Below are 25,843 nucleotides of genomic sequence, written 5' to 3' on the forward strand. Positions count from 1 at the left end.
TCTACCGCCAGATCCGACAAATGTCACGAAAACGGCGAACACACCGATAACCCCTTCAGGACACAATCGAACGTTTTCCATCGCTCCTACGTGTCATTGGGTATAGGACCGGAAGGACCCTGAGATGCGTACTGCACTAATAACTCTCATAGCTCTCACCACCACTGCTGCCGTACTGGCCCCCGCCGCGCCGGCAGCCGCCGAGTCGGCGATTGTCACCATCGGCCAGCTGGAGGCCGAGGGATTCCACGTGAATGTCGACCGGGTCGGTACCGCGCCGCTCGATCAGTGCGTGGTGACCAGCGTCCGCAACCCGCAGGAGCAGACCCGGCTCATCCGGGTGGACGGCCCCGGCAACCGGGACCAGATCATCCGCGTGGTGGTACGACGGACCATCACAGTGTCGCTGGACTGCAGTCGCTAGCCGGACTCAGTTCGCGATCACCGGCAACGTGATCGACGACGGATGGGCGGCGTCGTGCAGGATGGTCTGCGTCGCAACGACGGTCGCCGCATCCCGCCCGAACGGCGCACCGGTGTTGGGATTCGGCGCGAACTGCGGGTAGTCGCTGCTGGAAATCTCGACCCGCACCCGGTCCCCTGGCTTGAGTTGGTAACTGGTGGGCCAGATTTGGATGCGGTACTGGTACGGCTGGCCGGGGACGATCGGCGTCGGCGCCGACAACGAGTCCCGGAACGACGCCCGGATGATGCCGTTGTTCAGGTTGACGGCCGTCCCATCGGGCTTGACCACCACCAGCTTGGCCGTGAAATCGGTATCCACAGCTGAAGATTGGGCCCACAGCGAGACGGTGGCCGCCCCGGTGATCTCGGTGTCCCGGGTCACCGGGTCGCCGGTGTACACCAGCACATCGGATCGCTGTTCGACCGGCGTCTGGTCGTACGGCCCTTGCGGACCGGACTTCGCACCACAACACGAGTGCCCACCCAGGCTCGCTGCCGGATTGAGCGGGTCGTAGGTGTAGGTGTCGGGCGGTTGTGGTCCGGGCAGCACCGGCAACAGCTTGCCGTCGCGGTCCGCGATGCCGCCGGAGCCCGAGAGGTAGTAGTTGATCCATTGCGTCTGCGGCAGTGGCCAATTGGCGGCCATCTTCCAGGCGTTGACACCCATGGTGAAGTAGTCGACGCGCGGCTTGCCCGCCACACCGTTGTCGACGCCCTTCAGGAAGTGGTCGAACCAGGCCAGCATCAGCTCGTTGATCGGGCTGTTGCCCACCGCTCCAATGTCTTTGAGCATCGGTGCGGGCTCGGAATCAGCTCGACCCCACGCGACGTGGTCCCACGGCCCGATGACCAGACGCTGGTTCGTACGCGCGAAGTCGTTGCCACCGTGGGCCACCATCCCGGCGAAGTTCTCCACACCGCCGGCCAGGAACGCGTCGTACCAGCCCTCGAAGTGCAGCACCGGAATTCGCACCGCCGGATACCGGTCGCGAATGCTGACCTGCTGCCAGAAGGCGTCGCGCGTGTTGTGCCGAACCCAGTCGAAGTACCACGGCGCCACCGCCGGATTGTGGGGCTGCATCGGCGGAAGCTCCTGCTGTGGGCGGAAATTCAGCCATCGCGTCGGATCGGCGCCGGCGTCCCGCAACAGCCGCTCGGCTTCGGCGTCCCGGCGGTTCTGCGCGGCGCCAAGCGCAATCGACTCGATGGCCCACGGCTGCACGAACGCCAGCCGGAACTCGCCGCCCTCGTAGGTCCAGCCGTCGTAGTAGTCGGACGCGGTGTTGGCGGGCGCGATCGTCACCAGATGCGGCGGCGCCGTCACCGCTGCAAGCCATTGCGTCGCACCGACGTACGACGATCCGTACATCGCCACCTTGCCGTTCGCGCCGGGCAGACCGGCGGCCCATTCGACGGTGTCGTAGCCGTCGGCCATGTCATTGGTGAACTCACTGAACACCCCGCCGGAGCTCCCCTGGCCCCGAACGTCCTGCACGACAACGAGATAGCAGTGCGAGGCGAACCAATCCGGCGGTTCGTAGCGCTCCGGCGACGTCTGCGCCCCGGACTTGCCGTACTGCGTCCGCATCAGCAATACCGGCACCGGCTCAGCGGTTCGAGGGCGATAGACGTCGGCGCGCAGGACGACGCCGTCGCGCATGGTGGCGCCGACATCGCGTTCGGTATCGACGGCGCACGAGCCCCGGCCCGTCGCAGCAGGGAATGGAGAAGCGGGCGGACGGTCCGCGCCACAGGCAGCCAGCAGAGCCAGCACCACCACGAACGCCGTCACGCGGATCAGAGCGCGCACGCCACCACGCTAGACGGTTACGACGGCGCGGGTCCGCCCGACTTCGTCGTCAGCACCAGGACGTTCGCGTCGCGGTCGAGGAACGCCTGCGTGGTCATGCCCGAACCGGAGAAGTGGTTGTTGAGTTCGGGCCCCGACAGGTACGGACCGCCGGGCAGTTCCGGCTGCAGAATCTTCTGCACCGTCGGCCGCCGATCGGTGTCGGCCGGGTGGTATTCGGCGATCAATCGAGTGGTCTCCGCCGGGGGCAGCTTGATCACCGCGTCGATCCAGTTGACCTTGCCGGCCAGGCTGGGATCGCCACTGTTGTTCCAGGTGACCCACACCGCCTCGTCAGGCTTGCGCAACTGCGGGAACTGCCAGACCAGCTGCTGCACGTCATGCCGGACCATCTCGGGCGGTATCGGCGGGCCCTTCACCGCAGGCGACGCGGAGCCGAAGCTGTCCAGGCTGCCGAGGTTGACGCCGTCGCAGCCGGTCAACGTGACGCCGACCACAGCCAGCAACGCGATGCGTCTTTCCCATCGGTTCTTCCGCATGGCCGACGTCCCTTCACGAGGGTGCCCTGGTGTGCGGAAATTCTAACGCCGAGATCCGCTAACCAGCAGATCTTCAGCAAACATCTGAGTGTGGCGCAGAACACAAAATTATCGCCCAGTGCAATATATCGGCGCCGCTCGTGCCTGCGGTCAGCTAATTCGTCGATGTGTGCCGAGCCCGAAAAACGCGAAAACCCCCAATTCCCGCGGGAATTGGGGGCTTTCGAGTGTGCTCACGCGAACAGCGCAAACAGACCGCGAACAGACTCAGTAGCGGTAGTGCTCCGGCTTGTACGGGCCGTCGACGTCGACGCCGATGTACTCGGCCTGCTCCTTGCTGAGCTTGGTCAGCGTGCCACCGAGAGCCTCGACGTGGATACGCGCGACCTTCTCGTCGAGGTGCTTGGCCAGGCGGTAGACCTCGTTGTCGTACTCGTCGTTCTTGGTCCACAGCTCGATCTGGGCGATGACCTGGTTGGAGAACGAGTTCGACATCACGAACGACGGGTGGCCGGTCGCGTTGCCCAGGTTGAGCAGACGGCCCTCGGACAGCACGATGATCGACTTGCCGGTGTCACCGAAGGTCCACAGGTCGACCTGCGGCTTGATGTTCAGCTTGGTGGCACCCGACTTCTCGAGGGCCGCCATGTCGATCTCGTTGTCGAAGTGGCCGATGTTGCCCAGGATGGCCTGGTTCTTCATGGCCTTCATGTGCTCGAGCAGGATGATGTCGAAGTTGCCGGTCGCGGTGATGACGATGTCGGCCTCGGGGATGCCCTGCTCGACGGTGACGACGTCGAAGCCGTCCATCAGCGCCTGCAGCGCGTTGATCGGGTCGATCTCGGTGACCGCGACGCGCGCGCCCTGGCCGGCCATCGACTCGGCACAACCCTTGCCGACGTCGCCGTAGCCACAGATCAGCACCTTCTTGCCACCGATCAGCACGTCGGTGCCGCGGTTGATGCCGTCGATCAGCGAGTGGCGGGTGCCGTACTTGTTGTCGAACTTGCTCTTGGTGACCGAGTCGTTGACGTTGATGGCGGGGAACGCCAGCTCCCCCGCGGCGGCGAACTGGTACAGCCGCAGCACGCCGGTGGTGGTCTCCTCGGTGACACCCTTGACCGACTCGGCGATCTTGGTCCACTTGGTCTTGTCGTTCTCGAAGCCCTTGCGCACGAGCTCCAGGAAGACCTTCCACTCGGCCGAGTCGTCTTCCTCGGCCGGGGGCACGACGCCCGCCTTCTCCCACTGCGCACCGCGCAGCACCAGCATGGTGGCGTCGCCGCCGTCGTCCAGGATCATGTTGGCCGGCTCGCCGTCCCAGGTGAGCATCTGCTCGGCGCACCACCAGTACTCCTCCAGCGTCTCGCCCTTCCAGGCGAAGACCGGGGTGCCCTTGGGCTCCTCGACGGTGCCGTGCGGGCCGACGACGACGGCCGCGGCCGCGTGGTCCTGGGTGGAGAAGATGTTGCACGACGCCCAGCGCACCTCGGCGCCCAGCGCGGTCAGCGTCTCGATCAGCACGGCGGTCTGCACGGTCATGTGCAGCGAGCCGGAGATGCGCGCGCCCTTGAGCGGCTGCACGTCGTGGTATTCGCGGCGAAGCGCCATCAGGCCGGGCATCTCGTGCTCGGCGAGGCGAATCTCCTTGCGGCCGAACTCGGCCTCGGACAAATCGGCGACCTTGTAGTCGATGCCGTTACGGACGTCTGCCTTCAATTCCGTCATGGATTAGAGCCCCATTCATTCGTTCCACTGGAGTGACCCCATGGCCTGCGGGCTCGCGGGACAGGCGCCAGGAAACAACTCGAATGGCGCGCTGACGGCTACGGGGTATCCCCACTACCGTAACGGTCGGCGAACGGCGTCATGAGCCGGGCCAGGTCAGCGGCCACATCGTGGTCCGCTTCCGGCGGCATTGACACGTAACTGATCGCCAGCCGGACGATCGCCCGCGCGAGCACCCCGGCGTCGTCGTCGGAAATCTGCACCCAGCTGCCGCGGAACGCCTCGGTGAGACGCTTCGAACAGTGCGAGATGATCGGCGCGCTGTCGGTGGTGATGATCTGCAGCAGATCGGGTTTGGCGACACCGGTCAGCAACGAGATGACGAGCGGATCGGACGCCGACTCGGTGAAGAACATCCGGAAGCCCTGCAGGAACGCGGACTCGATGTCGCCGACGTTGGCGTAGATGGCGTGCTCGACGGCGTCGACCAGGCGGTCGGCGAGGCGCATCGCGTACCCCTCGGCCAGGCCCTGGCGCGAGCCGAATTCGTTGTAGATCGTCTGTCGGCTGATGCCGGCGGCGCGCGCGACGTCGGACAGCGTGATCGACGACCAGTCCTTGGCCAGCAACAGTTCTCGCATGCCGTCCAGGATCGAGTGCCGCAGCAGGACCCGTGACGCCTCGGCGTACGGCACCCGAGGTGCCGCAGGGCGCGGCCCCTCGGGTCCGTCCGGTACTGCGGCCGCGGCGGTCACGACGCCACGACCTCCACCATGTCGAAGTCGGATTTGGCGGCGCCGCAGTCGGGGCAGCTCCAGTCCTCGGGGATGTCGGCCCAGCGGGTGCCCGGGGCGATGCCGTCCTCCGGCCAGCCCTTCTCCTCGTCGTACTCGAAGCCGCACTGCAGGCAGACGAACTTCTTGAACGGCTCGCTCATGAACTCACTCCTACTCCGTCGTTTCCCGTCGCTGCGCTCGCCCCGGGGCTGTTTCCCGTCGCTGCGCTCGCCCCGAAGGGCTCGAAATCGATCTTCTCGCGCACCGCGCAGTCCGGGCAGCACCAGTCGTCGGGAACATCGTCCCACGCCGTGCCTGCCGGGAAACCTTCACGCGGAGCGCCTTTGGCCTCGTCATAGACATAACCACAGCCCGGGCATTGGTAGGCACTCATGGTCAGGCCACCGCCCCGTACTTGGCCAGCACCTTGTCCCGCACCCGCGGGTGGACGTTGACCTTGGTGATGTCGCCGTCGTAGTGCTCGATGACCCGGTGGTCCATCATCCGGCGCCACAGCGGCGGGATGTACGTCAGGCCGATCAGGGTCGCGTAGCCGCTGGGCAGGTTCGGTGCGCCATCGATGCTGCGCAGCGTCTGGTAGCGGCGCGTCGGGTTGGCGTGGTGGTCACTGTGCCGCTGCAGGTGGTACAGGAACAGGTTGGTGACGATGTGGTCGGAGTTCCAGCTGTGCACCGGGGCGCAGCGCTCGTAGCGGCCGCTCTCGGTCTTCTGCCGTAGCAGGCCGTAGTGCTCCAGGTAGTTGACCGACTCCAGCAGGCTGAATCCGTAGATGCCCTGGATCAGGACGAACGGGATGAGCGCCGGGCCGAACACCGCGATCAGGATGCCGAAGAACACCACCGACATGAGCCACGCGTTGAGGACGTCGTTCTTGAGGTAGGTACGCGGGTCCCACGGGCTGCGGCCGAGACGACGGATGCGCTGGGCCTCGAGTTCGACCGACGACTTCAGGGCGCCCCACACGGTGCGCGGCAGGAACTCCCAGAAGTTCTCACCGAAGCGCGCCGAGGCGGGATCCTCCGGCGTGGCGACGCGGACGTGGTGACCGCGGTTGTGCTCGATGTAGAAGTGGCCGTAGAACGTCTGCGCCAGGGTGATCTTGGCCAGCCAGCGTTCCAGGTTCTCCTTCTTGTGCCCCATCTCGTGCGCGGTGTTGATGCCGACGCCACCGAGGACACCGACCGACAGCGCGACACCGAGCTTGGCCCACCAGGCCAGGCCGCCGTCGAAGCCCAGCCAGCTGAGGTCCTTGGCGGTGAACAGGTACGCGCCGAGGATGACGCTGGCGTACTGGAACGGGATGTAGACGTAGGTGCAGTAGCGGTAGTACTTGTCGTTCGCCAGCTGCTCCATCATCTCCTCGGGCGGGTTCTCCCCGTCGGGCCCGAACTTCAGGTCGAGGATCGGCAGCAGCACGTAGAGCAGGCCGGGGCCGATCCACAGCGGCACCTGCGCGAGCGTGTGCCAGCCGGCCTGGTTCAGTGCCCAGATCAGCGGGAGCATCACGAACAGCGCGGTGGGCGCGATCAGGCCCATGAGCCACAGATGACGCTTGCGATCGCGCCACTGCTCGGTGTTGACGTCGGATACCTCGACTGACACGGGTCCACCTCCATTGGTTGGGCCGACAACTTGCGCTCTTGACTATAGAGCCCATTTTGTCGCCGGTCTAGACAATGGAGGCATTTTTGTAAAACGGCTTGTGGCAGCCGTCACCGCAGCAGGTCAATGCGGGTTTCGGCGACGTCAGCCGCGGTAGAGATCAGGCTCGATGTAGATGATGCGGGCGTTGGGCACCGCGGCCCGGATCGTGACCTCGGCGGCATCGATCGTGGCGGCAACCGTCGCCAGGTCGGTGTTCGGAGCCAGCGCGATCTTCACGCCGACGAGCATCTCCTCCGGCCCCAGGTACTGCGTCCGCAGATGGATGACGCGGTCGATGTGCGGCGTCTGCTCCAGCGCGTTGCGGATGGCGCTGGTCTCGTCGACCGTCGCGCCCTCGCCGATCAGCAGGCTCTTCATCTCCACCATCAGCACCACCGCGATGACGCCGAGCAGCACACCGATCGCCGCGGTGCCGACGCCGTCCCACACCGGGTCGCCCGTCAGCATCGACAGGCCGACACCGAACAGGGCCAGCACCAGACCGACCAGGGCGCCGGAGTCCTCCAGCAGCACCACCGGCAGCTCCGGGTTACGCGAGGTGCGGATGAAGCGCCACCAGCTGCCGGCTCCCTTGAGCGGACGGGATTCCTTCACCGCGGTGTAGAAGCTGTAACCCTCCAGCCCGATCGCCACGACAAGGATCGCGACGGCGACGACGGGCGACGACAGCGGCTCGGGATGGGTGATCTTGTGATAGCCCTCGTACAGCGCGAACATCGCGCCCAGGCTGAACAGGACCAGCGCCACCACGAACGAGTAGAAGTAGCGGCTGCGGCCGTAGCCGAACGGATGCAGATGGTCGGCGTCCTTGCGCGCCTGCCGCTGCCCCCACAGCAGCAGACCCTGGTTGGACGTGTCCGCCAGCGAGTGCACCGACTCCGCGAGCATCGACGAACTGCCCGTGATCAGGAAGCCGACGAACTTCGCCGCCGCGATCCCGGCATTGGCCAACAGCGCTGCGATGATCGCGCGCGCACTCCCCGAGGCCGACATGACCTGCCCTTTCGTAGGTTTGTTCTAGATCCCCACCGTCGCACGGAACACCGTCGACGGCTCTTGCGCCACCAGCTGCACGGGGCCCTCCCCGGCGGCGATCCAGGCCGCGGCCCCCTTGTTCAGGGTCAGCTCACCGCCCGCGGACTGCACCCGCACGCGGCCCTGCGTGCCCAGCAGAATCTGTGGGCCGGCGTGCCCCCGCGGCACCTCGACCGTAGAGCCCACCCGCTCGTCGCCGATCCGCAGGATCGACACCGCGAATTCCGGTGCGGGCGTGTCGAAAACCTGCTCGACACCGTCCTCGGCCGGCCGCGGACGGATCGGCCGGCCATCGGTCGGGGTGAAGTCGAGCACCCGGAGAAGTTCCGGTACATCCACGTGCTTGGGTGTCAGACCACCGCGCAACACGTTGTCGGAGTTGGCCATCACCTCGAAACCCATGCCGTGCAGGTAGGCGTGCAGGTTGCCGGCGGGCAGGTAGATGCCCTCGCCCTCGACCAGGCTGATGCGGTTGAGCAGCATGGCGGCCAGCACCCCGGCATCGCCCGGGTACCGCTCGCCGAGCTCGAGAACCGTCTTGGCCTCGGCCGCGAATTCCGTTGCCCCCGAACGGATGTAGTTGATCGCGCCGTCGAGGACGGCAGGCACCAGCACATCGAGGTCGGGCTGCGGCAAGGTGATCCAGGTGGTGAAGACGGCCCGCAGCCCCGCCGCGTCCGACTGGCCGGCCAGCAGATTGATGTACGGGTCGAGGTCGGACACCGCCAGCGCCCGCATCAACTCGACGGTGCGAGCCACAGGCCGGAACCCGGCGAGCGCCTCGAACGGGCCGAGGGCCACGATCAATTCCGGCTTATGGCTGCGATCCCGGTAGTTGCGGTCGCGCGCGTTGAGCGCAATGCCTTGGCGCTCTTCACGATTGAAGCCCTCGGCAGCCTGCTCGGCACTGGGGTGCGCCTGCAGCGACAGCGGTTCGTCAGCGGCGAGCACCTTCGCCAGGAACGGCAGCGACTCACCGAACCGCGCCAGGACCTCGGGCCCCAACTCGCCGGCGGGATCGGCGCCGATGACCTCGAGCAGCGACACCTCCCCGTCGGCCGTCTCCAGCCGTGCCGGATCCCCCGGGTTCGCGCCCAGCCACAATTCAGCTTCGGGATGTGCTGTGGGACTGGGTCTTCCGGCGAAATCGGCCAAGGCGGTACGCGACCCCCAGGCGTAGTTCCTGACCGCGCCTCGTAGCAGATGCACTATGTCTAACCTCGAACCAGTTTCAGGTACACGGCCGTCATCTCCAGCCGCACCGCCAGCATCGCGATCTGTTGTTCCAGGCGACTACCCGGCACCTGCAGCCCCGCGTCGGGCACGTCATCGGCACTGAGCACGTCGACATCGCCCCCGAGCGCGTCCATCCGGGCGATCACGCCGGGACGCTCCTCGTCGGCACACAGCACGACGGTGCGGACCCGGGCCGGCACCGGCCCGTCGATCTCGGGGTCGTGGAAAAGCGAGTCCTCGTAAGACATTTCGACGGTCTGACGGCCGAGCCCGCCGTGCAACGCCACCAGGGCGTCGGCGCCGCCGGTCGCGGTCACGAGCTGATGGGCCACCCGCAGCAGCACGGTCGCGGCATGACGGACCAGCGCCAGCATGGCCGCGCCCTCACCGGCCAGCACCACCTGCCGGCCGGACATCCGCTCGGCCAGGTTCTTGGCCGGGTTGGTGAAAATCTCGCGGGCCGCGCTGTTGCGCAGCGCCTCGGCATCCAATTCGTCGGCCAGGGCATCGAGGTCGATGCGCAGCGCCGGGTCGACGACCATCATCGTCGCCAGGCCCGCGGCCAGGTAACGGGTGAGGCCGAAGTCGTCGGGCACCGACAGCCGCGGCGGCAGCACCACGGCCCGGCCGGCCGCGGCATCGCGCAGCGGACCGTCGTTCGGCGCCACCACGATCACGCGCGCACCGCGACGCACGCCGGTCGCCACCGCCGTCACCAGCGCGGGGTCGGCGGCGTCGTCACCGGCCACCACCACGACGTCCAGTGCGCCGATCCACGGCGGCACGTCGGGCGTGACAACGAGCGGGATCGGCGACGTCGCCGCCAGTGCCGCGGCCAGTACGGTCCCGGCCGCACCGGACGCGCCCGATGCCCCACGCCCGCACACCCAGGTGACGGTCCGCGGACGTTGATCCGAGCGCAGCTCGTCGAGTTCGCCTTCAGTGAGCGCCGCGGCGACCGCGCGGGTCTGTGCACCTGCCATCGACGCCGCCCGCAGCAGGCCGTCGCGGTCGGCCGCGATCAGACCGTCGACATCGTCGAGGTCGAGGGTCGCCGGGGCGGCACTCATGGCAGCGACCCGCTGGTGGCCTTTATCTGCGCCGCGATGTGCGCCACGATCTCGTCGACTTCCACCCGCGTGCGGGCTTCGACGTTGAGCCGCAACAGCGGTTCGGTGTTGGAGCTGCGCAGGTTGAACCAGCGCCCGTCGCCGAGGTCGACGGTCACGCCGTCGAGTTCGTCGGTCGCGGCGATGTCGCTGCCGTAGGACGTGAGGACAGCCTGCACACACGCCGGTGCGTCAGCGACGGTGAAGTTGATCTCGCCCGACGCCTCGTACCGCTGGTACTTGGCCATCAGTTCGGACAGCGGGCGGTCCTGTTCCCCGAGCGCCGCCAGCACGTGCAGCGCGGCGAGCATGCCGGAGTCGGCACCCCAGAAATCGCGGAAGTAGTAGTGCGCCGAGTGCTCGCCACCGAAGATCGCGTTGGTCTCGGCCATCAGCGCCTTGATGTACGAATGGCCGACGCGCGAGCGCACCGCCGTGCCGCCGCGCTCGGCGATCAGCTCGGGCACCGCCCGTGAGGTGATCAGGTTGTGGATGACGGTCGCGCCGGACTCGCGGGCCAGCTCGCGATCGGCGACCAGCGCCGTCACCGCCGACGGCGACACGGGGTCGCCCTTCTCGTCGACGACGAAGCAGCGGTCGGCGTCGCCGTCGAACGCCAGGCCTACGTCAGCACGGTCGGCGACGACCTTCCGTTGCAGATCCACCAGGTTGGCCGGGTCCAGCGGGTTGGCCTCGTGATTGGGGAACGTGCCGTCCAGCTCGAAGTACAACGGCAGCAAGGTGATCGAGGAGACGGTGCCCAGCACCGCCGGCGTGGTGTGCCCGCCCATGCCGTTTCCGGCGTCCACCGACACCCGCAACGGACGCAGCGCCGACACGTCGACCAGCGAACGCAGGAAGGTCCCGTACTCGGCGAGCACGTCGCGCTCCTCGACCTTGCCCGCGGCGCCGTCGTGACCGGGCACGCCGTCGGTGACCTCACCAGCGACGGTGGCCAAACCTGTTTCGCTGCCGACGGGCTTGGCGCCTGCCCGGCACAACTTGATGCCGTTGTAGGCAGCCGGGTTGTGGCTGGCCGTGAACATGGCGCCCGGGCAGTCGAGCAGACCCGAGGCGAAGTAGAGCTGGTCGGTCGACGCCAGCCCGATCCGGACCACGTCCAGACCCTGTGCCGTGACCCCGTCGGCGAACGCCGCCGCCAATGACGGTGAGCTGGGCCGCATGTCGTAACCGACCGCCACCCGGGTGGCGCCCTCGGCGCGCATCAACCGGGCAAACGCACCACCGACGTCGGCGACGAACGACTCGTCGATCTCCTCGCCGACCAGCCCACGCACGTCATATGCCTTGATGACGCGCTGTACAGAGGCAGCAGGCCGAGACATAGCCCTCCCGATCTCATCGTTCGCAGACCACTGCATACCGAGGGTCTGTGACAGTCAGCCTATCGGCTGACCCATCTGCCCGCGGACGGTCGGTGGGGTTCGGTAGGACTTGCGTCGCTAACTCTCAGGCGGATCCGGCAACACCCGGAGATGACCGCGGCGGCGCCCATTGTGTTGCGTACGCGGTGCGGGCGGCGCCATGACGGTGCCACCGGGCGTGCCGGCGTGGCTGCCGGGCAGCGGATCGGTGAAACCCGTTGGGATGCCACCGCGAGACGGCGCGTCGCGCCCCTCGCGCACCGCGTCGGCGAGCGCGACGAGGTCGTCATCCTCGGAGGGCGTGGGCAGTGGGCCGGCGTGGCGGACCAGCTCCCATCCGCGGGGCGCGGTGATACGGCTGGCGTGCGACACACACAGGTCCCACGAATGCGGCTCCGACGCGGTGGCCAACGGACCTACGACTGCCGTGGAATCCGAATAGACAAACGTCAGCGTCGCCACGGCGTAGTGCGGGCAACCTGGCCGGCAGCAGCGACGGGGAACATTCACTCGGCGAGATTATCGCGCCGCCGACGCGCCCACCGCCGGACACGCGCGTCGCGGCCGCGTCGATCTCCAACCGTTACTATCGGCCGATGGCCCACTCGCGTGTGCGCCGCCGTCGCGGCATGCGCGGCCCGCTCCTCCCCCCGACCGTTCCCGGATGGCGCAGTCGCGCCGAGCGATTCGACATGGCGGTGCTCGAGGCCTACGAACCCATCGAGCGCCGCTGGAGCAATCGGGTGTCCGGACTCGACGTCGCGGTCGACGAGATCCCCCGGATCTCCCCCAAAGATCCCGATGCCATCCAGTGGCCGCCCGAGGTGATCGCCGACGGGCCGGTGGCGCTGGCGCGGCTCATCCCGGCCGGGGTGGATGTTCGGGGTAATTCGACACGGGCGCGAATCGTCTTGTTCCGCAAGCCCATTGAACGGCGGGCGAAGGACTCCGTTGACCTCGCCGACCTGTTGCACGAAATTCTCGTGGCGCAGGTAGCCACGTATCTCGGCGTTGAACCGTCGGTGATCGACCCGACCATCGGCGACGACTAGCCGGTCGATCTACCCGCGGTGTGTCAGATGACGCCGCGCTTGATCCGCCGGCGCTCACGCTCCGACAGACCACCCCAGATGCCGAAGCGCTCATCATGCGCCAGGGCGTACTCGAGGCACGCGTCGCGCACCTCGCAGCCCTGGCAGATGCGCTTGGCTTCGCGGGTCGAGCCACCCTTCTCGGGGAAGAACGCCTCGGGGTCGGTTTGCGCGCACAGGGCGCGCTCCTGCCACTGGTCTTCCGTGAGCTCGGGTTCGGTGTCGATGTGATCAGGCACCAGACTCAGCTGCGGCCGTCCGGCGACGACGTGCTGAACGGGTCCGGTGTTCGTGTGCGGTGCGGTCCCAACAGAGCCGAGCATCCGCCCGTCGAACTGCACCACGTGATCGAAATCTGCGTGTTCGTAAGACATTTGCCGCCTCCTCCCCTGCTTTACGTAGTTCTCAAAACGGAGTCCAACTACTTACCCTGCGTGCCGTGAGTGGCGATCAAAATTCGAACAAACGGTCGAATCTCGGTCTGCTGCACCGGAACCGGTAAACAAACCGGGAATGACACTGTTGTGATTACACACGGGTTAGCTGCCACGGTCAAGCGGATGAAGCGCATTTCCTACCATCTTGTGACCTGTTTACGGCGCGTCGTTACCGCGGCGTGTCGCGATAGTGACCAATAACACGCTGGCGCACAACGTAGTTGAGAATGCCGATAACTGATGCGGCTGTTGCTCAAGTGAATAATGAGGTTTTAAGTTTGCTGCGCGCCGAATTGCCTTCCGGGCGCGTCATTCCACCCGCGCGCCATCGCCTAGGGTGAGTCGACGTGAAGGTGACGGTTCTGGTCGGTGGCGTCGGTGGCGCTCGGTTTCTGCTCGGCGTCCAGAAACTGCTGGGGTTGGGTCAATTCGCCGAACCCGGTGCGGAGCCCTCCCCGCACGAGCTCACCGCGGTCGTCAATGTCGGCGACGACGCCTGGATGTTCGGCGTCCGCATCTGCCCCGACCTCGACACCTGCATGTACACCCTCGGCGGCGGCATCGATCCGGAACGCGGCTGGGGCCACCGGGGCGAAACCTGGCACGCCAAGGAAGAGCTCGCCGCGTACGGCGTGCAGCCGGACTGGTTCGGCCTCGGCGACCGCGACCTGGCCACCCACCTGGTGCGCAGCCAGATGCTGCGGGCCGGCTATCCGCTGTCCCAGGTCACCGAGGCGTTGTGCGACCGCTGGCAGCCCGGCGCCCGGCTGCTGCCCGCCAGCGACGAACGCAGTGAAACCCACGTCGTGGTAACCGATCCCGAATCGGGCAATCAGCGGGCCATCCACTTCCAGGAATGGTGGGTGCGCTACCGCGCCCAGATCCCCACCCACAGCTTCGCGTTCATCGGCACCGAGAAGGCAAAGGCCGCACCGGGTGTCGCCGACGCCATCGCCGGCGCCGACGTCGTGCTGTTGGCCCCGTCCAATCCGGTCGTCAGCATCGGCGCGATCCTGGCGGTGCCCGGCCTGCGCAGCGCGCTGCGGTCGACCCCGGCACCGGTGATCGGCTACTCCCCGATCGTCGCCGGAAAGCCGTTGCGCGGGATGGCCGATGACTGCCTCAAGGTGATCGGCGTCGACAGCACCTCGGAGGCCGTGGGTGCGCACTACGGCGCCCGCAGCACGACCGGCATCCTCGACGGCTGGCTGATCGACGCGGGCGACCACGCCGAGATCGAAGGGGTCAACGTCAAGGCCGTGCCGCTGTTGATGACCGATCCGGCGGCCACGGCCGAGATGGTCCGGGCCGGACTCGAACTGGCCGGACTTCAGCTGTGACCGAGCATGGCGCCGCGGCCGCCATCGAAATCCTCCCGGTGCCCGGGCTTCCCGAGTTCCGCCCCGGCGACGACGTGGCCGCCGCCATCGCCGCCGCCGCCCCCTGGCTGCGCGACGACGACGTGCTGGTGGTCACCAGCAAGGTGCTCTCCAAATCCGAGGGCCGCATCGTCGCCGCGCCGACCGACCCCGACGAGCGGGACGCCCTGCGGCGCAGGCTCATCGACGAGGAGGCCGTGCGGGTGCTGGCCCGCAAAGGCCGCACCCTGATCACCGAGAACGCCAACGGGCTGGTCCAGGCCGCCGCCGGCGTCGACGGATCCAACGTCAGCACAACCGAATTGGCCCTCCTGCCGGTCGACCCGGACGGCAGCGCGGCGCGGCTGCGCGCCGGCCTGGCCGAGCGGCTCGGCGTGACCGTCGCCGTCGTCATCACCGACACCATGGGCCGGGCCTGGCGCAACGGCCAGATCGACGCCGCCATCGGCGCGGCCGGACTGGCGGTGTTGCACGGTTATTCCGGTGTCCAGGACACGCACGGCAACGAGCTGCTGGTGACGGAGGTCGCCATCGCCGACGAGATCGCGGCCGCCGCCGACCTCGTCAAGGGCAAGCTGACCGGCATTCCCGTCGCCGTGGTGCGGGGCCTGTCGCCGCGCGACGACGGCTCGAACGGCCGGACCCTGGTGCGCGCCGGTCAGGAGGATCTGTTCTGGCTGGGCACCGAGGAAGCACTGGCCCTGGGCCGCAGGCAGGCTCAGTTGATGCGCCGCTCGGTGCGCACGTTCAGTTCCGAGCCCGTGGCGCCGGAGCTCATCGAGGAGTCCGTCGCCGAGGCGCTCACCGCGCCCGCGCCGCACCACACCCGCCCGGTGCGGTTCGTCTGGGTACAGGACCACGACACGCGAATCCGGTTGCTGGACCGCATGAAAGAGAAGTGGCGCACCGACCTGACCGGTGACGGGCGCCCGGCCGACTCTGTCGACCGGCGCGTGGGCCGCGGCCAGATTCTCTACGACGCACCGGAACTCGTCATCCCGTTCCTGGTTCCCGATGGCGCACACAGCTATCCGGACGCGGCTCGGACCGAGGCCGAGCACACCATGTTCACCGTCGCGGTGGGCGCGGCCGTACAGGGGCTCCTGGTGGCCCTGGCGGCCCGGGATGTCGGCAGCTGCTGGATCGGCTCGACGATCTTCGCCGGCGACATCGTGCGTGCCGAACTCGAGCTGCCGGGCGACTGGGAACCATTGGGCGCCATCGCGATCGGCCACTTCCCGGAGAGCGACGAGCCCCGCCGGCCGCGGCCGCCCGTGCCGACGGACGAACTGCTGATCCGCCGATGAGCGAGTCGTTGCACGCCTCGGTCGTCGCCGCGTTGCGCGACTGGGCGGCCCCCGACGCCGATCAGGACACCCTGCGGCACGCCGTCGCGGCCTTCGTCGAGGCCCGGCCCGACGCCTGCCGGCGCGCCTGCGTACCCGGGCACATCACCGCGTCGGCGCTGGTGCTCGACCACAGCCGCACCAAGGCCCTGCTCACGCTGCACCCGCGGTTGGGCCGCTGGGTTCAGCTCGGCGGTCACTGCGAGGACGTCGACACCGACATCCGCGCGGCGGCACTGCGCGAGGCCACCGAGGAATCCGGCATCACCGGGCTGGAGATCGCCGAGATGCCCGCGGCGCTGCACGTGCACGCGCTGACGTGCTCATTGGGCGTGCCGACGCGGCATCTCGACGTGCAGTACCTGGCCGTCGCGCCGGCGGACGCCGAAATTCACTGCAGCGACGAATCGCTGGATCTGCAGTGGTGGCCCCTGGACGCGCTACCGGGCGCGGACCCCGGACTGGAGCGGCTCGCGCGGGCCGCTCAGACGTCCGTCGAGTAACGAATACCGCCGTCCGGGATGGTGACACCGGGCCACACCCGCGCGCCGCGCAGCAGCTCGCACCGGGCGCCGATGTTGGCACCGTCACCGATCACGCCGTCACGGATCAGGGCCCGCGGGCCGATCCGGGCGCCGAACCCGACGATGGACCGCTCGATCACCGACCCGGCCTCGATCTTGACGCCGTCGAAGATCACCGCGCCGTCCAGCCGGGCGCCGGCACCGATCTCGGCGCCGCGGCCCACCACGGTCCCGCCGATCAACAGCGCACCGGGCGCCACCGCGGCACCCTCGTGCACCAGGCTCTCGCCGCGATGCCCGTCGAGTACCGGCGACGGTGCGATACCGCGCACCAGATCCGCTGAGCCACGGACGAAGTCGTCGGGCGTGCCCATGTCCCGCCAGTAGCTGGCATCGACGTGACCGCACACCTTGAAACCGTCGGACAGCAGCTTCGGGAACACCTCGCGTTCGACCGATACCTCACGGCCCGTGGGGATCTCGTCGATGACCGCGCGCTGGAACAGGTAGCAACCGGCGTTGATCTGGTCGGTCGGCGGATCCTGCGTCTTCTCCAGGAAGGCCGTCACCACACCGTCGGAATCGGTTGGCACACAACCGAACGCGCGGGGGTCGCTCACCCGCACGAGGTGCAGCGTGACATCGGCCTGCCGCTCGCGGTGGCTGGCGACCATGGCGCCGAGATCCAGCCCGGACAGCACGTCACCGTTGAACACCATGGCGGTCGGGTGGCGCAGCTTGGGCGCGACGTTGGCGATACCGCCACCGGTGCCCCGGGCCTCCTCTTCGACCACGTACTCGATCTCCAGACCCAGCTTGGAGCCGTCGCCGAATTCCGCCTCGAAGACCTCGGCCTTGTACGAGGTGCCCAGCACCACATGGCGGATACCCGCCGCGGCGATCCGGGCGAGCAGGTGGGACAGGAACGGCACGCCGGCCGTCGGCAGCATCGGTTTGGGCGCCGAGAGGGTCAGCGGGCGCAGCCGGGTGCCCTGCCCACCCACCAGGATGACCGCGTCGACGTCAACCGGATTCACCGCGTCACTCAACTCGCGTCCTTTCAAGCCTCGAGGTCATCGCCGGTAGCCTAGTTCGCCCGGCGGCGCTTACGCCTGGAATTGCCCACCACCGCGCGTTCGCGCGCGCCCAGCGCCGACTTGATGGTCCACCGCAGCGGCGCCTGCCACCAGTGCGGATGCCGGTCGGCGAGGAAGGTATAGGTACTGCGGTGGTGCGCGGCCAGATTGCGGGCCGGGTCCCGTCCGGTGGAATGTCCCTTGTCGTGCAGGATTTCGGCGGCCGGGACGTACACGTTCTGCCAGCCGCCGCGCGCCAGCCGGTCCCCGAGGTCGACGTCCTCCATGTACATGAAGTAGTTCTCGTCGAATCCGCCGATCTGCCGGAACGCCTTGGTGCGCAACAACAGACACGAACCCGACAACCAGCCGACGGCGCGTTCGCTGGGCTCCAACCGGTCCTGGCGGTAGGCCGCCGTCCACGGATTGGATTTCCAGAACGGGCCCACCACGGCGTGCATGCCGCCGCGGATCAGGCTCGGCTGATGCCGCGCCGACGGATAGACCGAGCCGTCGGGATCGCGGATCAGCGGACCGACCGCGCCGGCTGCCGGCCACCGCGCGGCCCCGGCGAACAACTCGTCGATGCTGTTGGGCCCCCACTGCACGTCCGGGTTGACCACGACGAAGAACTCCTGGTCCACCACACTGTCGGGCGTGTCGAGGTAGGCCGACACGGCACGGTTCACCGCGGTGCCGTAGCCGAGGTTGCCACCGGTGCGGAACAACTCGACGTCGGCGTAGCGCTCCAGCGCCGCCTCGGGCGCGCCGTCGGTCGATCCGTTGTCGGCCATCACCACCAGCAGGCGGCGTTCCGTCGCGTGGGCCAGCGTCTTCAGGAAACGGTCCAGATGCGCGCCGGGTGAATACGTCACCGTCACCACGAGCAGCGGGCGGTCCGATTTCGGTCCGGATGGCTGCTCGATCACGGCCTAGAGGTTAGCGGGCCGACGGCCGTACCCGCACCGGGGTGTGACCCGCCGAACCCCGGGCTACCGGCCACGGCAAGCCCTCACCAGTAGCCTGTCCTGGTGCCAGGTCGACTGTTCCGCATCCTCGCCGTCATGACGACGGTGCTCGTGATGGTGGGCACCGGCGTGGCCTGGAGCAGCCTGCGTTCGCTGGAATCGGGCATCAACCGCATCAGCACCGCGGCCCTCGGCGGCGGGGGCGACGACGGTGCCGTCGACATCCTCCTGGTGGGTATGGACAGCCGTACCGACGCACACGGAAACCCCTTGTCAGAGGAAGAACTCGCGACACTGCGGGCCGGTGACGACGTCTCCACCAACACCGACACGATCATCCTGGTGCGCATCCCCAACAACGGGCGCTCGGCCACCGCCATCTCGATCCCGCGCGACTCCTATGTGCAGGCGCCGGGTCTGGGCAAGACCAAGATCAACGGTGTCTTCGGTCAGGTGAAGCTCGAGAAGATGAAGGAACTCGTCGAGGAGCAGGGCGAGGACGCCGCGACCGCCGAGCCCAAAGCCGTCGAGGCCGGCCGGGAAGCGCTCATCAAAACCGTGGCAAAGCTCACAGGCGTGACCGTCGATCACTACGCCGAAGTCGGGTTGCTGGGCTTCGCGTTGATCACCGACGCCCTCGGCGGCGTCAACGTGTGTCTGAAGAACCCCGTCGACGAACCGTTGTCGGGCGCCAACTTCCCGGCCGGCTGGCAGAAGCTCAACGGCCCGCAGGCCCTGAGCTTCGTGCGGCAGCGCCACGATCTGCCCCGCGGCGACCTGGACCGGGTGACCCGCCAGCAGGTGTTCATGGCGTCGCTGGCGCACGACATCATCTCCGGGCAGACGCTGTCCAGCCCCAGCACGCTGAGCCGGCTCCGCAGCGCCGTGCAGCGGTCGGTCGTGCTGTCCGATGGTTGGGACATCATGGATTTCGTCCAGCAGATGCAGAAGCTGGCGGGCGGCAACGTCGCGTTCGCCACCATCCCGGTGCTCGCCGAGGACGGCTGGAGCGACGACGGTACCCAGAGCGTCGTGCGCGTCGACCCGGCGCAGGTGCAGCAGTGGGTGGCCGGTCTGCTGCAGGACCAGGCCGAGGGCAAGACCGAAAAGCTCGCGTACACCCCCGGCAACACCACGGTCGACGTGGTCAACGACAGCGACATCAACGGGCTGGCCGCGGCGGTGTCGGAGGTGCTCACCGAAAAGGGCTTCGTCGCAGGCAAGATCGGCAACAACGAGGCCGACCATGTGCCGTCGAGCCAGATCCAGGCCGCGAAGTCCGACGATCTCGGCGCGCACGCCATCGCCGAGGAGCTGGGCAACCTGCCGGTGGTCGAGAACGCCTCGGTGCCCAGCGGCGCGGTCCGGGTGGTACTCGCGCACGACTACGCGGGCCCCGGCTCCGGCCTGGACGGTGGCAGCCACACCGTGACCCAATCCGCTTCCGACACCGGCGATTCCGACTCCAGCACGCCGGTCCCGCCGTCGCCGATCATCACCGCGGGCGCGGCCGACCCCAAGTGCGTGGACTGACGATGACCAACCTGGCCGGCGCTATCCTCGAACCGCTGCTGCGCGACGACCCGGCCGGGCCGCGCATCACCTACTACGACGACGCCACCGGCGAGCGCATCGAGCTGTCGGCGGTGACGCTGGGCAACTGGGCCGCCAAGACCGCCAACCTGCTGCGCGACGAGCTCGGCGCCGGTCCGGGCAGCCGGGTCGCGGTGCTGCTGCCCGCGCACTGGCAGACGGCGGGCGTGTTGTTCGGTATCTGGTACATCGGCGCGGAAGTAGTTGTCGGAGAACCACTTCCGACACAGTGCGACATCGCCCTGTGCACGGCCGACCGCATCGACGCGGCCGACGAGACCGGCGCCGGCGAGGTCGTCGTGCTGTCGCTCGATCCGTTCGGCAAGCCCGTGCCCGACCTCCCGATCGGTGTCACCGACTACGCCACGTCCGTGCGGGTGCACGGCGACCAGATCGTGCCCGAACGCACCCCGGGGCCGGCACTCGCGGGCCGCTCCGTCGACGACGTCCTCGCCGCGGCCCGAAACGGTGCGGCGGCAAAGGGATTCACCGCCGGCACCCGGCTGCTGTCGACGGCACCGTGGGACACCCCCGACGAACTGGTCGCCAATCTGCTGGCGGTGTTCGCCGGCGGCGCCTCGCTGGTGCAGGTGGCCAACCCCGACGCGGGCGCGCTGGAACGGCGCCGCGCGACGGAGAAGGTCACCGCCGACCTCTAGCGGCCGGCGTCAGCGCAGCAGGGCGCGGGACATCACGACCCGCTGAATCTGGTTGGTGCCCTCGTAGATCTGGGTGATCTTGGCGTCGCGCATCATGCGCTCCACCGGGAAGTCGACGGTGTAACCGGCGCCGCCGAACAACTGCACGGCGTTGGTGGTCACCTCCATGGCCACGTCCGAGGCGAAACACTTCGACGCCGCGGAGATGAAGCCCAGGTTGCCTTCGCCGCGCTCGGCGCGCGCCGCGGCGTTGTAGACCATGAGGCGGGCGGCCTCGGTCTTCATCGCCATGTCGGCGAGCATGAACTCGACGCCCTGGAACTGGCTGATCGACTTGCCGAACTGCTTGCGGTCCTTGGTGTACGCGATCGCGGCGTCCAGCGCCCCCTGCGCCACCCCGACGGCCTGCGCGCCGATGGTGGGACGGGTGTGGTCGAGCGTCGCCAGCGCGGTCTTGAAACCGGTGCCCGGCTCGCCGATGATGCGGTCACCCGGAATGCGGCAGTTCTCGAAGTACAGCTCAACGGTCGGCGAACCCTTGATGCCGAGCTTGCGCTCCTTCGGGCCGATGCTGAAGCCCTCGTCGTCGATGTGCACCATGAACGCCGAGATGCCGTTGGCACCCTTGTCGGGGTCGGTCACCGCCATCACCGTGTACCACGTGGACTTGCCGCCGTTGGTGATCCAGGCCTTGGCGCCGTTGAGGATCCAGTCGTCGCCGTCGGCCTTGGCGCGCGTGCGCATGGCGGCGGCGTCACTGCCGGCCTCGCGCTCGGACAGCGCGTACGACGCAAGCTTGCCGTCGACCAGGTCCGGCAGCACCTTGCGCTTGAGCTCGTCGGAGCCGCTCAGGATCAGGCCCATGGTGCCGAGCTTGTTGACCGCGGGGATCAGCGACGCCGACACGTCGACCCGGGCCACCTCCTCGATGACGATGCAGGCGGCGACCGAGTCCGCGCCCTGGCCGCCGAACGCCTCCGGCACGTGCACGGCGTTGAAACCGGACGCCGTCAGCGCGTCACTGGCCTCCTGGGGGAACCGGGCCTGCTCGTCGACCTCGGCGGCGTACGGAGCGATCTCCTTCTCGGCGAGGGCCCGAATGGCGGCCCGGAGCTCCTGATGCTCTTCCGGCAGCTGAAACAGATCGAATGACGGGTTACCGATAGACATTGATGGCTCCTTGCCTGCCCATGTGGCGAGATGCGGGTTGCTACTCGCCGGTAACTTTACCGCCCCTGACCCGACACCTTCTGCAGCCCACGGACCAACTCGCGGTAGGTGCGGTGATAGACGGTGCGCAACGTCTCGCTGCGGCGCAGGACGTCGACGGCCGTCACCGGGCCAAGCAGCAGCACCGGATGCCCGGCGAAAACCGAGGTGGTGTGCTGGATCCGCGCCGAGCGGTGCGCCGCCGACTCCAGCTCGGCCTGGTAGTAGTCGCAGAACTCGGGCTGGGTGAAGAACACCTTGTTGAAGCCGATCGCGAACGGGGCCAGGCCGGCGCCGTCATCGAGGTACTTGAGCGTGCCGACCGCGACGCCGGGCCAGAACTCGTTGAAGACGTCGTCGGCGATGACGATGCCGCCGTCGGCCAGCGTGGCCTCGGCGAGCTGCATGTCGCTGTAGACGATCTCCTCGGTGTGCCCACCGTCGACGCTGAAGAACCGGATGGGCCCGCCGGCCTCCTCCAGCAGCACCTCGGGCGTCAGCTTCGTGGAGTCGCCCTGGTGGATCACCACTCCGTCCATCGACGACCAGACGTCGACGTTGCTGGTGAACTTCGCCAGGTCACCGGCGCCGGAGCCGTCGATGTTGAGGTCCTGGTCACCGAAAATGTCGATGGCGACGGACTTCTCGCCGTCCCGCTGCAACAGGTTCAGGCCGATGAACAGCTTGCCGTGGTGCACACCGATCTCGGCGACCGCACCGCCGACGGACCTGGCCCGCTGGGCCTCGTCCAGCGCACCGGCGACCAGGAGCACCTCAGGCTCCATGAATCCCGTGACGAGCTTGTGGCCGACGCTGCGGTACCGCGCGAATGAAGATTTCATCGATCGTGAGCTTACTTGCCCAGCAACCGATTACGCAGCGCCTCATCCTTGTCGAGCACCATCTGCTCCAGGTCCGCCTGGAACCGCTGCATCCGGGCCCGCAATCCGGCATCTGCCGACCCCAGAATGCGTACCGCCAGCAGGCCCGCGTTACGCGCGCCGCCGATCGACACCGTGGCCACCGGCACGCCGGCCGGCATCTGCACGATCGACAGCAACGAGTCCATGCCGTCGAGACGGGCCAGCGGCACGGGCACACCGATCACCGGCAGCGGAGTGGCCGACGCCACCATGCCGGGCAGGTGCGCGGCGCCACCGGCACCGGCGATGATCACCTCGACACCGCGGTCCGCGGCGGTCTTGGCGTAGTCGAGCATGCGCTGCGGGGTGCGGTGCGCCGACACCACGCCGACCTCGAACGGCACCTCGAACTCGGCGAGCGCGGTGGCCGCGTCCTCCATCACCGACCAGTCGCTGTCACTGCCCATGATCAGGCCGACCCGGGGGCCACCTGCGCGCTCACTCATGTCCACTCCATCCGTCGGTCCACTCAGCGTGTGACAACCAATGCGCGGCCCGCACGGCGCGCTCGCGTACGTCGGCCACGTAGTCCGCATCGTCGAGCGAGCCGCCCGGCGCGCCGACGATGTTGACGTGACCAATCTTGCGGCCGGGCCGCTCCCCTTTGCCGTACAGGTGCACCCGCGCCTCGGGCAGCCGGCCGAACAGGTGGTGCAGCCGCTCGTCCATCGACATCTCCGGCTGCGTCGGGGCGCCCAGCACGTTGGCCATCACCGTCACGGGAGCCAGCGGCGCCGTCGAACCCAGCGGGTAGTCCAGCACCGCGCGCAGGTGCTGCTCGAACTGGCTGGTCGTCGCGCCGTCCATGCTCCAGTGCCCAGAGTTGTGCGGCCGCATGGCCAGCTCGTTGACCACCAGCGCGCCGTCGACCGTCTCGAAGAGCTCGACCGCAAGCACGCCGACCACACCGAGTTCATCGGCGATCCGCAGCGCGAGCTGTTCGGCCGCCGTGGCCACCGCGGGGTCCAGCTGCGGCGCCGGTGCGATCACCTCGACGCAGATGCCGTCCTCCTGGACGGTGTGCACGACGGGCCACGCCGCGCCCTGCCCGAACGGCGAGCGCGCGACCAGCGCGGCCAGCTCGCGGCGCATGGCGACCTTCTCCTCCACCAGCACCGCGACGCCGGCGGCCAGATAGCCCTCGGCGGCGGCGCGGGCCTGCGCCACGTCGTCGGTCAGGGTGACGCCCTTGCCGTCATAGCCACCGCGGCTGGCCTTCACCACGAGGCCGCCAGCCACCTCGGCGGCGAGCTCGTCGATGGCATCGAGATCAGCGGTCGAGGCCACTTCCCGGTAGCGCGGGACCGGCGCGCCGAGCTCGGCCAGCCGGCGGCGCATGACCAGCTTGTCCTGGGCGTGCACCAGCGCCGCCGGCGGCGGGGCCACGTTGACGCCGTCCGCGACGAGGGTCTGCAGCAGCTCGGTCGGCACGTGCTCGTGATCGAACGTCAGGGCCGACGCACCGGCCGCGACCTGCCGCAACGCCTCGAGGTCGGTGTGCGAGCCCAGCACCACCGCCGGGCTCACCTGGGCGGCCGGCTCGTCGGCGGAAACGGCCAGCACTCGCAGGGTCTGGCCGAGCGCGATGGCGGCCTGGTGGGTCATGCGGGCCAGCTGGCCGCCACCGATCATTGCCACGACGGGGGGTTGCGTCACGGCGCCTAGTTTGTCACGCACCGCCGGTGTCCCCCGAATCTGCCTATGCCGACTAGCTACCGCCCGCTACCTGCACGGGTACGTGAAATGCAGGTAGTTTCCGTAAACTGGCCGCTTATGTCGTTCACCGAGGCCACCATCGCGCGGCTCCCGCGAGTGATCCGGCCGTTTGCCGAGCGGCATCACGAGCTCATCAAGTTCGCCATCGTCGGCGCCACCACGTTCGTCATCGACTCGGGCATCTTCTACACCCTCAAGCTCACGGTGCTCGAGCCCAAGCCGGTGACCGCCAAGATCATCGCCGGCATCGTCGCGGTCATCGCGTCGTACGTGCTCAACCGCGAATGGAGCTTCCAGAACCGCGGTGGCCGCCTGCGTCACCACGAGGCGCTGCTGTTCTTCGCCGTCAGCGGCGTCGGCGTGCTGCTGAGCATGGCCCCGCTGTGGGTGTCCAGCTACGTGCTGCAACTGCGCCAGCCCAACGTCTCGCTGACCATCGAGAACATCGCCGACTTCCTGTCGGCGTACATCATCGGCAACCTGCTGCAGATGGCGTTCCGGTTCTGGGCGTTCCGCCGCTGGGTGTTCCCCGACGAGATGGCCAAGCACGCCCCCGACATGACGCTCGAGGCGACGATCACCGCCGGCGGTTTCGCCGAGGCCTACGACGAACTCGGCGACGACCCTCAGCTGGGCGACTCCTCGGAACCCAAGGTGTCGAAGACTTCGTGATACAGCAGCGAGTGGACCTGCTCCACCCGCGGAATGTCATGGAATTCCAGGGGATCCTGCGACGCCGACTCGATGATCAGCGTGCCGGTGCGCAGTATCCGGTCCAGTAGCTGGTGCCGGAACTCCACGCTGTTGATGCGCGCCAGCGGGATGTCGATACCCGACCGCGTCAGCACGCCGCGCCGGAACATCACCCGCCGGTCGGTGATCACGAAATGCGTTGAGCGCCAGTTCAGGAACGGCCAGACGGTGAGCCAGCCGATCACCACCAGCCAGACCACACCGATCACCGCGAAGATGATGTTCTTGGCGTTCGAATCCCAGTTGGTGTGGTTGACCACCGCCGCGACGAACGCCGCCAGCGCCGTCCCGGCCAGCAGCACCAGTACCGGCCCGATCAGTCGCTTCCAGTGCGGGTGCCGATGCAGCACAACATGTTCGTCGGCCGCCAGCACGTTGTCCGGGTAACCCATACCCAGAC

27 protein-coding genes and 1 pseudogene are annotated in these 25,843 nt (G+C 68.1%); 8 read left to right on the forward strand and 20 right to left on the reverse strand.

The features are described from left to right. Positions 1-124: 124 nt before the first annotated feature. Positions 125-424 (forward strand): hypothetical protein, encoded by a 300-nt coding sequence (locus tag VXD91_RS28660; protein WP_212806589.1) that lies wholly within the window; start codon positions 125-127, stop codon positions 422-424. Positions 425-430: 6 nt separating this feature from the next. Here the strand turns inward: VXD91_RS28660 and VXD91_RS28665 are convergent, their stop codons facing one another. From VXD91_RS28665 to VXD91_RS28720, 12 genes and pseudogenes are all read right to left on the reverse strand, one after another. Continuing rightward, the gene (locus VXD91_RS28665; protein ID WP_346416974.1) at positions 431-2,275 is read right to left on the reverse strand and encodes a CocE/NonD family hydrolase; all 1,845 of its coding nucleotides are present in this window, start codon (positions 2,273-2,275) and stop codon (positions 431-433) included. Positions 2,276-2,292: 17 nt separating this feature from the next. Continuing rightward, on the reverse strand, positions 2,293-2,814 hold the full coding sequence (locus VXD91_RS28670; RefSeq protein WP_346416975.1) for a hypothetical protein: 522 nt from the start codon (positions 2,812-2,814) through the stop codon (positions 2,293-2,295). Between the two features lie 267 nt (positions 2,815-3,081). After that, entirely contained in the window at positions 3,082-4,542 is a 1,461-nt protein-coding gene (gene ahcY / locus VXD91_RS28675; protein ID WP_346416976.1) for an adenosylhomocysteinase, read from the reverse strand. A 98-nt stretch (positions 4,543-4,640) separates the two neighbouring features. Further along, positions 4,641-5,297 (reverse strand): TetR family transcriptional regulator, encoded by a 657-nt coding sequence (locus VXD91_RS28680; RefSeq protein ID WP_212806593.1) that lies wholly within the window; start codon positions 5,295-5,297, stop codon positions 4,641-4,643. After that, positions 5,294-5,479 carry a rubredoxin gene (locus tag VXD91_RS28685; RefSeq protein ID WP_020102918.1) on the reverse strand — a complete coding sequence of 62 codons (186 nt, stop codon included), beginning with the start codon at positions 5,477-5,479 and terminating at the stop codon, positions 5,294-5,296. Before VXD91_RS28685 ends, VXD91_RS28680 begins: the two co-directional genes overlap by 4 nt. Before the next feature lie 80 nt (positions 5,480-5,559). Then, positions 5,560-5,712: pseudogene (locus tag VXD91_RS28690) on the reverse strand (rubredoxin); the annotation flags it as partial. Between the two features lie 2 nt (positions 5,713-5,714). Continuing rightward, positions 5,715-6,941, reverse strand: a complete 1,227-nt coding sequence (locus VXD91_RS28695; RefSeq protein ID WP_212806595.1) for an alkane 1-monooxygenase — start codon at positions 6,939-6,941, stop codon at positions 5,715-5,717. Positions 6,942-7,085: 144 nt separating this feature from the next. Beyond that, positions 7,086-7,997: a cation diffusion facilitator family transporter gene (locus VXD91_RS28700; protein ID WP_212806596.1), complete on the reverse strand. Its 912-nt coding sequence runs from the start codon at positions 7,995-7,997 to the stop codon at positions 7,086-7,088. 24 nt (positions 7,998-8,021) lie between these two features. Continuing rightward, on the reverse strand, positions 8,022-9,248 hold the full coding sequence (gene manA, locus VXD91_RS28705; protein ID WP_346416977.1) for a mannose-6-phosphate isomerase, class I: 1,227 nt from the start codon (positions 9,246-9,248) through the stop codon (positions 8,022-8,024). Positions 9,249-9,253: 5 nt separating this feature from the next. Then, complete coding sequence (locus VXD91_RS28710) at positions 9,254-10,345, reverse strand: TobH protein (RefSeq protein ID WP_346416978.1); 1,092 nt, start codon at positions 10,343-10,345, stop codon at positions 9,254-9,256. After that, positions 10,342-11,730 (reverse strand): phosphomannomutase/phosphoglucomutase, encoded by a 1,389-nt coding sequence (locus tag VXD91_RS28715; protein ID WP_346416979.1) that lies wholly within the window; start codon positions 11,728-11,730, stop codon positions 10,342-10,344. The genes VXD91_RS28710 and VXD91_RS28715 overlap by 4 nt, the downstream gene beginning before the upstream one ends. Before the next feature lie 117 nt (positions 11,731-11,847). Next, positions 11,848-12,279: a DUF3499 domain-containing protein gene (locus VXD91_RS28720; protein WP_061000741.1), complete on the reverse strand. Its 432-nt coding sequence runs from the start codon at positions 12,277-12,279 to the stop codon at positions 11,848-11,850. Positions 12,280-12,398: 119 nt separating this feature from the next. On the opposite strand from VXD91_RS28720, the gene VXD91_RS28725 reads away from it, so the two are divergent. After that, the gene (locus VXD91_RS28725) at positions 12,399-12,821 is read left to right on the forward strand and encodes a metallopeptidase family protein (RefSeq protein ID WP_346417045.1); all 423 of its coding nucleotides are present in this window, start codon (positions 12,399-12,401) and stop codon (positions 12,819-12,821) included. A gap of 23 nt (positions 12,822-12,844) precedes the next feature. Here VXD91_RS28725 and VXD91_RS28730 read toward each other — a convergent pair whose 3' ends face one another. Further along, complete coding sequence (locus tag VXD91_RS28730) at positions 12,845-13,108, reverse strand: WhiB family transcriptional regulator (RefSeq protein ID WP_205848855.1); 264 nt, start codon at positions 13,106-13,108, stop codon at positions 12,845-12,847. 536 nt (positions 13,109-13,644) lie between these two features. Here VXD91_RS28730 and cofD point away from each other — a divergent pair. From cofD to VXD91_RS28745, 3 genes are read left to right on the forward strand one after another with little or no spacing between them, the layout of a single operon-like run. Further along, positions 13,645-14,637: a 2-phospho-L-lactate transferase gene (cofD, locus tag VXD91_RS28735; protein WP_212806600.1), complete on the forward strand. Its 993-nt coding sequence runs from the start codon at positions 13,645-13,647 to the stop codon at positions 14,635-14,637. Next, positions 14,634-15,983 carry a coenzyme F420-0:L-glutamate ligase gene (locus tag VXD91_RS28740; protein ID WP_212806601.1) on the forward strand — a complete coding sequence of 450 codons (1,350 nt, stop codon included), beginning with the start codon at positions 14,634-14,636 and terminating at the stop codon, positions 15,981-15,983. The genes cofD and VXD91_RS28740 overlap by 4 nt, the downstream gene beginning before the upstream one ends. Next, entirely contained in the window at positions 15,980-16,525 is a 546-nt protein-coding gene (locus tag VXD91_RS28745) for an NUDIX domain-containing protein (protein WP_346416980.1), read from the forward strand. Before VXD91_RS28740 ends, VXD91_RS28745 begins: the two co-directional genes overlap by 4 nt. On the opposite strand, the gene VXD91_RS28750 is transcribed toward VXD91_RS28745, so the two are convergent. Both VXD91_RS28750 and VXD91_RS28755 read right to left on the reverse strand, forming a co-directional pair. Continuing rightward, positions 16,507-17,583 carry an NDP-sugar synthase gene (locus VXD91_RS28750; RefSeq protein ID WP_346417046.1) on the reverse strand — a complete coding sequence of 359 codons (1,077 nt, stop codon included), beginning with the start codon at positions 17,581-17,583 and terminating at the stop codon, positions 16,507-16,509. The genes VXD91_RS28745 and VXD91_RS28750 overlap by 19 nt on opposite strands. 50 nt (positions 17,584-17,633) lie before the next feature. Beyond that, a complete protein-coding gene (locus VXD91_RS28755) occupies positions 17,634-18,551 on the reverse strand; it encodes a glycosyltransferase family 2 protein (RefSeq protein ID WP_346416981.1) in 918 nt (305 codons plus the stop codon). A gap of 102 nt (positions 18,552-18,653) precedes the next feature. Between VXD91_RS28755 and VXD91_RS28760 the strand changes: the two genes are divergently transcribed. Further along, on the forward strand, positions 18,654-20,123 hold the full coding sequence (locus tag VXD91_RS28760; protein WP_346416982.1) for an LCP family protein: 1,470 nt from the start codon (positions 18,654-18,656) through the stop codon (positions 20,121-20,123). A gap of 2 nt (positions 20,124-20,125) precedes the next feature. Continuing rightward, positions 20,126-20,842: a TIGR03089 family protein gene (locus tag VXD91_RS28765; protein WP_346416983.1), complete on the forward strand. Its 717-nt coding sequence runs from the start codon at positions 20,126-20,128 to the stop codon at positions 20,840-20,842. 9 nt (positions 20,843-20,851) lie between these two features. Here VXD91_RS28765 and VXD91_RS28770 read toward each other — a convergent pair whose 3' ends face one another. From VXD91_RS28770 to VXD91_RS28785, 4 genes are read right to left on the reverse strand one after another with little or no spacing between them, the layout of a single operon-like run. After that, positions 20,852-22,012 (reverse strand): acyl-CoA dehydrogenase, encoded by a 1,161-nt coding sequence (locus tag VXD91_RS28770; protein ID WP_346416984.1) that lies wholly within the window; start codon positions 22,010-22,012, stop codon positions 20,852-20,854. Between the two features lie 56 nt (positions 22,013-22,068). Next, entirely contained in the window at positions 22,069-22,893 is an 825-nt protein-coding gene (locus VXD91_RS28775) for a class I SAM-dependent methyltransferase (protein WP_346416985.1), read from the reverse strand. A gap of 11 nt (positions 22,894-22,904) precedes the next feature. Further along, positions 22,905-23,420 carry a 5-(carboxyamino)imidazole ribonucleotide mutase gene (gene purE / locus VXD91_RS28780; protein ID WP_346416986.1) on the reverse strand — a complete coding sequence of 172 codons (516 nt, stop codon included), beginning with the start codon at positions 23,418-23,420 and terminating at the stop codon, positions 22,905-22,907. Continuing rightward, positions 23,413-24,630: a 5-(carboxyamino)imidazole ribonucleotide synthase gene (locus VXD91_RS28785; protein WP_346416987.1), complete on the reverse strand. Its 1,218-nt coding sequence runs from the start codon at positions 24,628-24,630 to the stop codon at positions 23,413-23,415. The genes purE and VXD91_RS28785 overlap by 8 nt, the downstream gene beginning before the upstream one ends. A 117-nt stretch (positions 24,631-24,747) precedes the next feature. Between VXD91_RS28785 and VXD91_RS28790 the strand changes: the two genes are divergently transcribed. Beyond that, the gene (locus VXD91_RS28790; RefSeq protein ID WP_020102898.1) at positions 24,748-25,362 is read left to right on the forward strand and encodes a GtrA family protein; all 615 of its coding nucleotides are present in this window, start codon (positions 24,748-24,750) and stop codon (positions 25,360-25,362) included. Here VXD91_RS28790 and VXD91_RS28795 read toward each other — a convergent pair. Beyond that, positions 25,317-25,835 carry a PH domain-containing protein gene (locus tag VXD91_RS28795; protein ID WP_020102897.1) on the reverse strand — a complete coding sequence of 173 codons (519 nt, stop codon included), beginning with the start codon at positions 25,833-25,835 and terminating at the stop codon, positions 25,317-25,319. The two genes, VXD91_RS28790 and VXD91_RS28795, sit on opposite strands and share 46 nt — an antisense overlap. Positions 25,836-25,843 lie beyond the last annotated feature (8 nt).

Origin of the sequence: Mycobacterium sp. SM3041 (assembly GCF_039668335.1) — a bacterium.
GTDB lineage: Bacteria > Actinomycetota > Actinomycetes > Mycobacteriales > Mycobacteriaceae > Mycobacterium.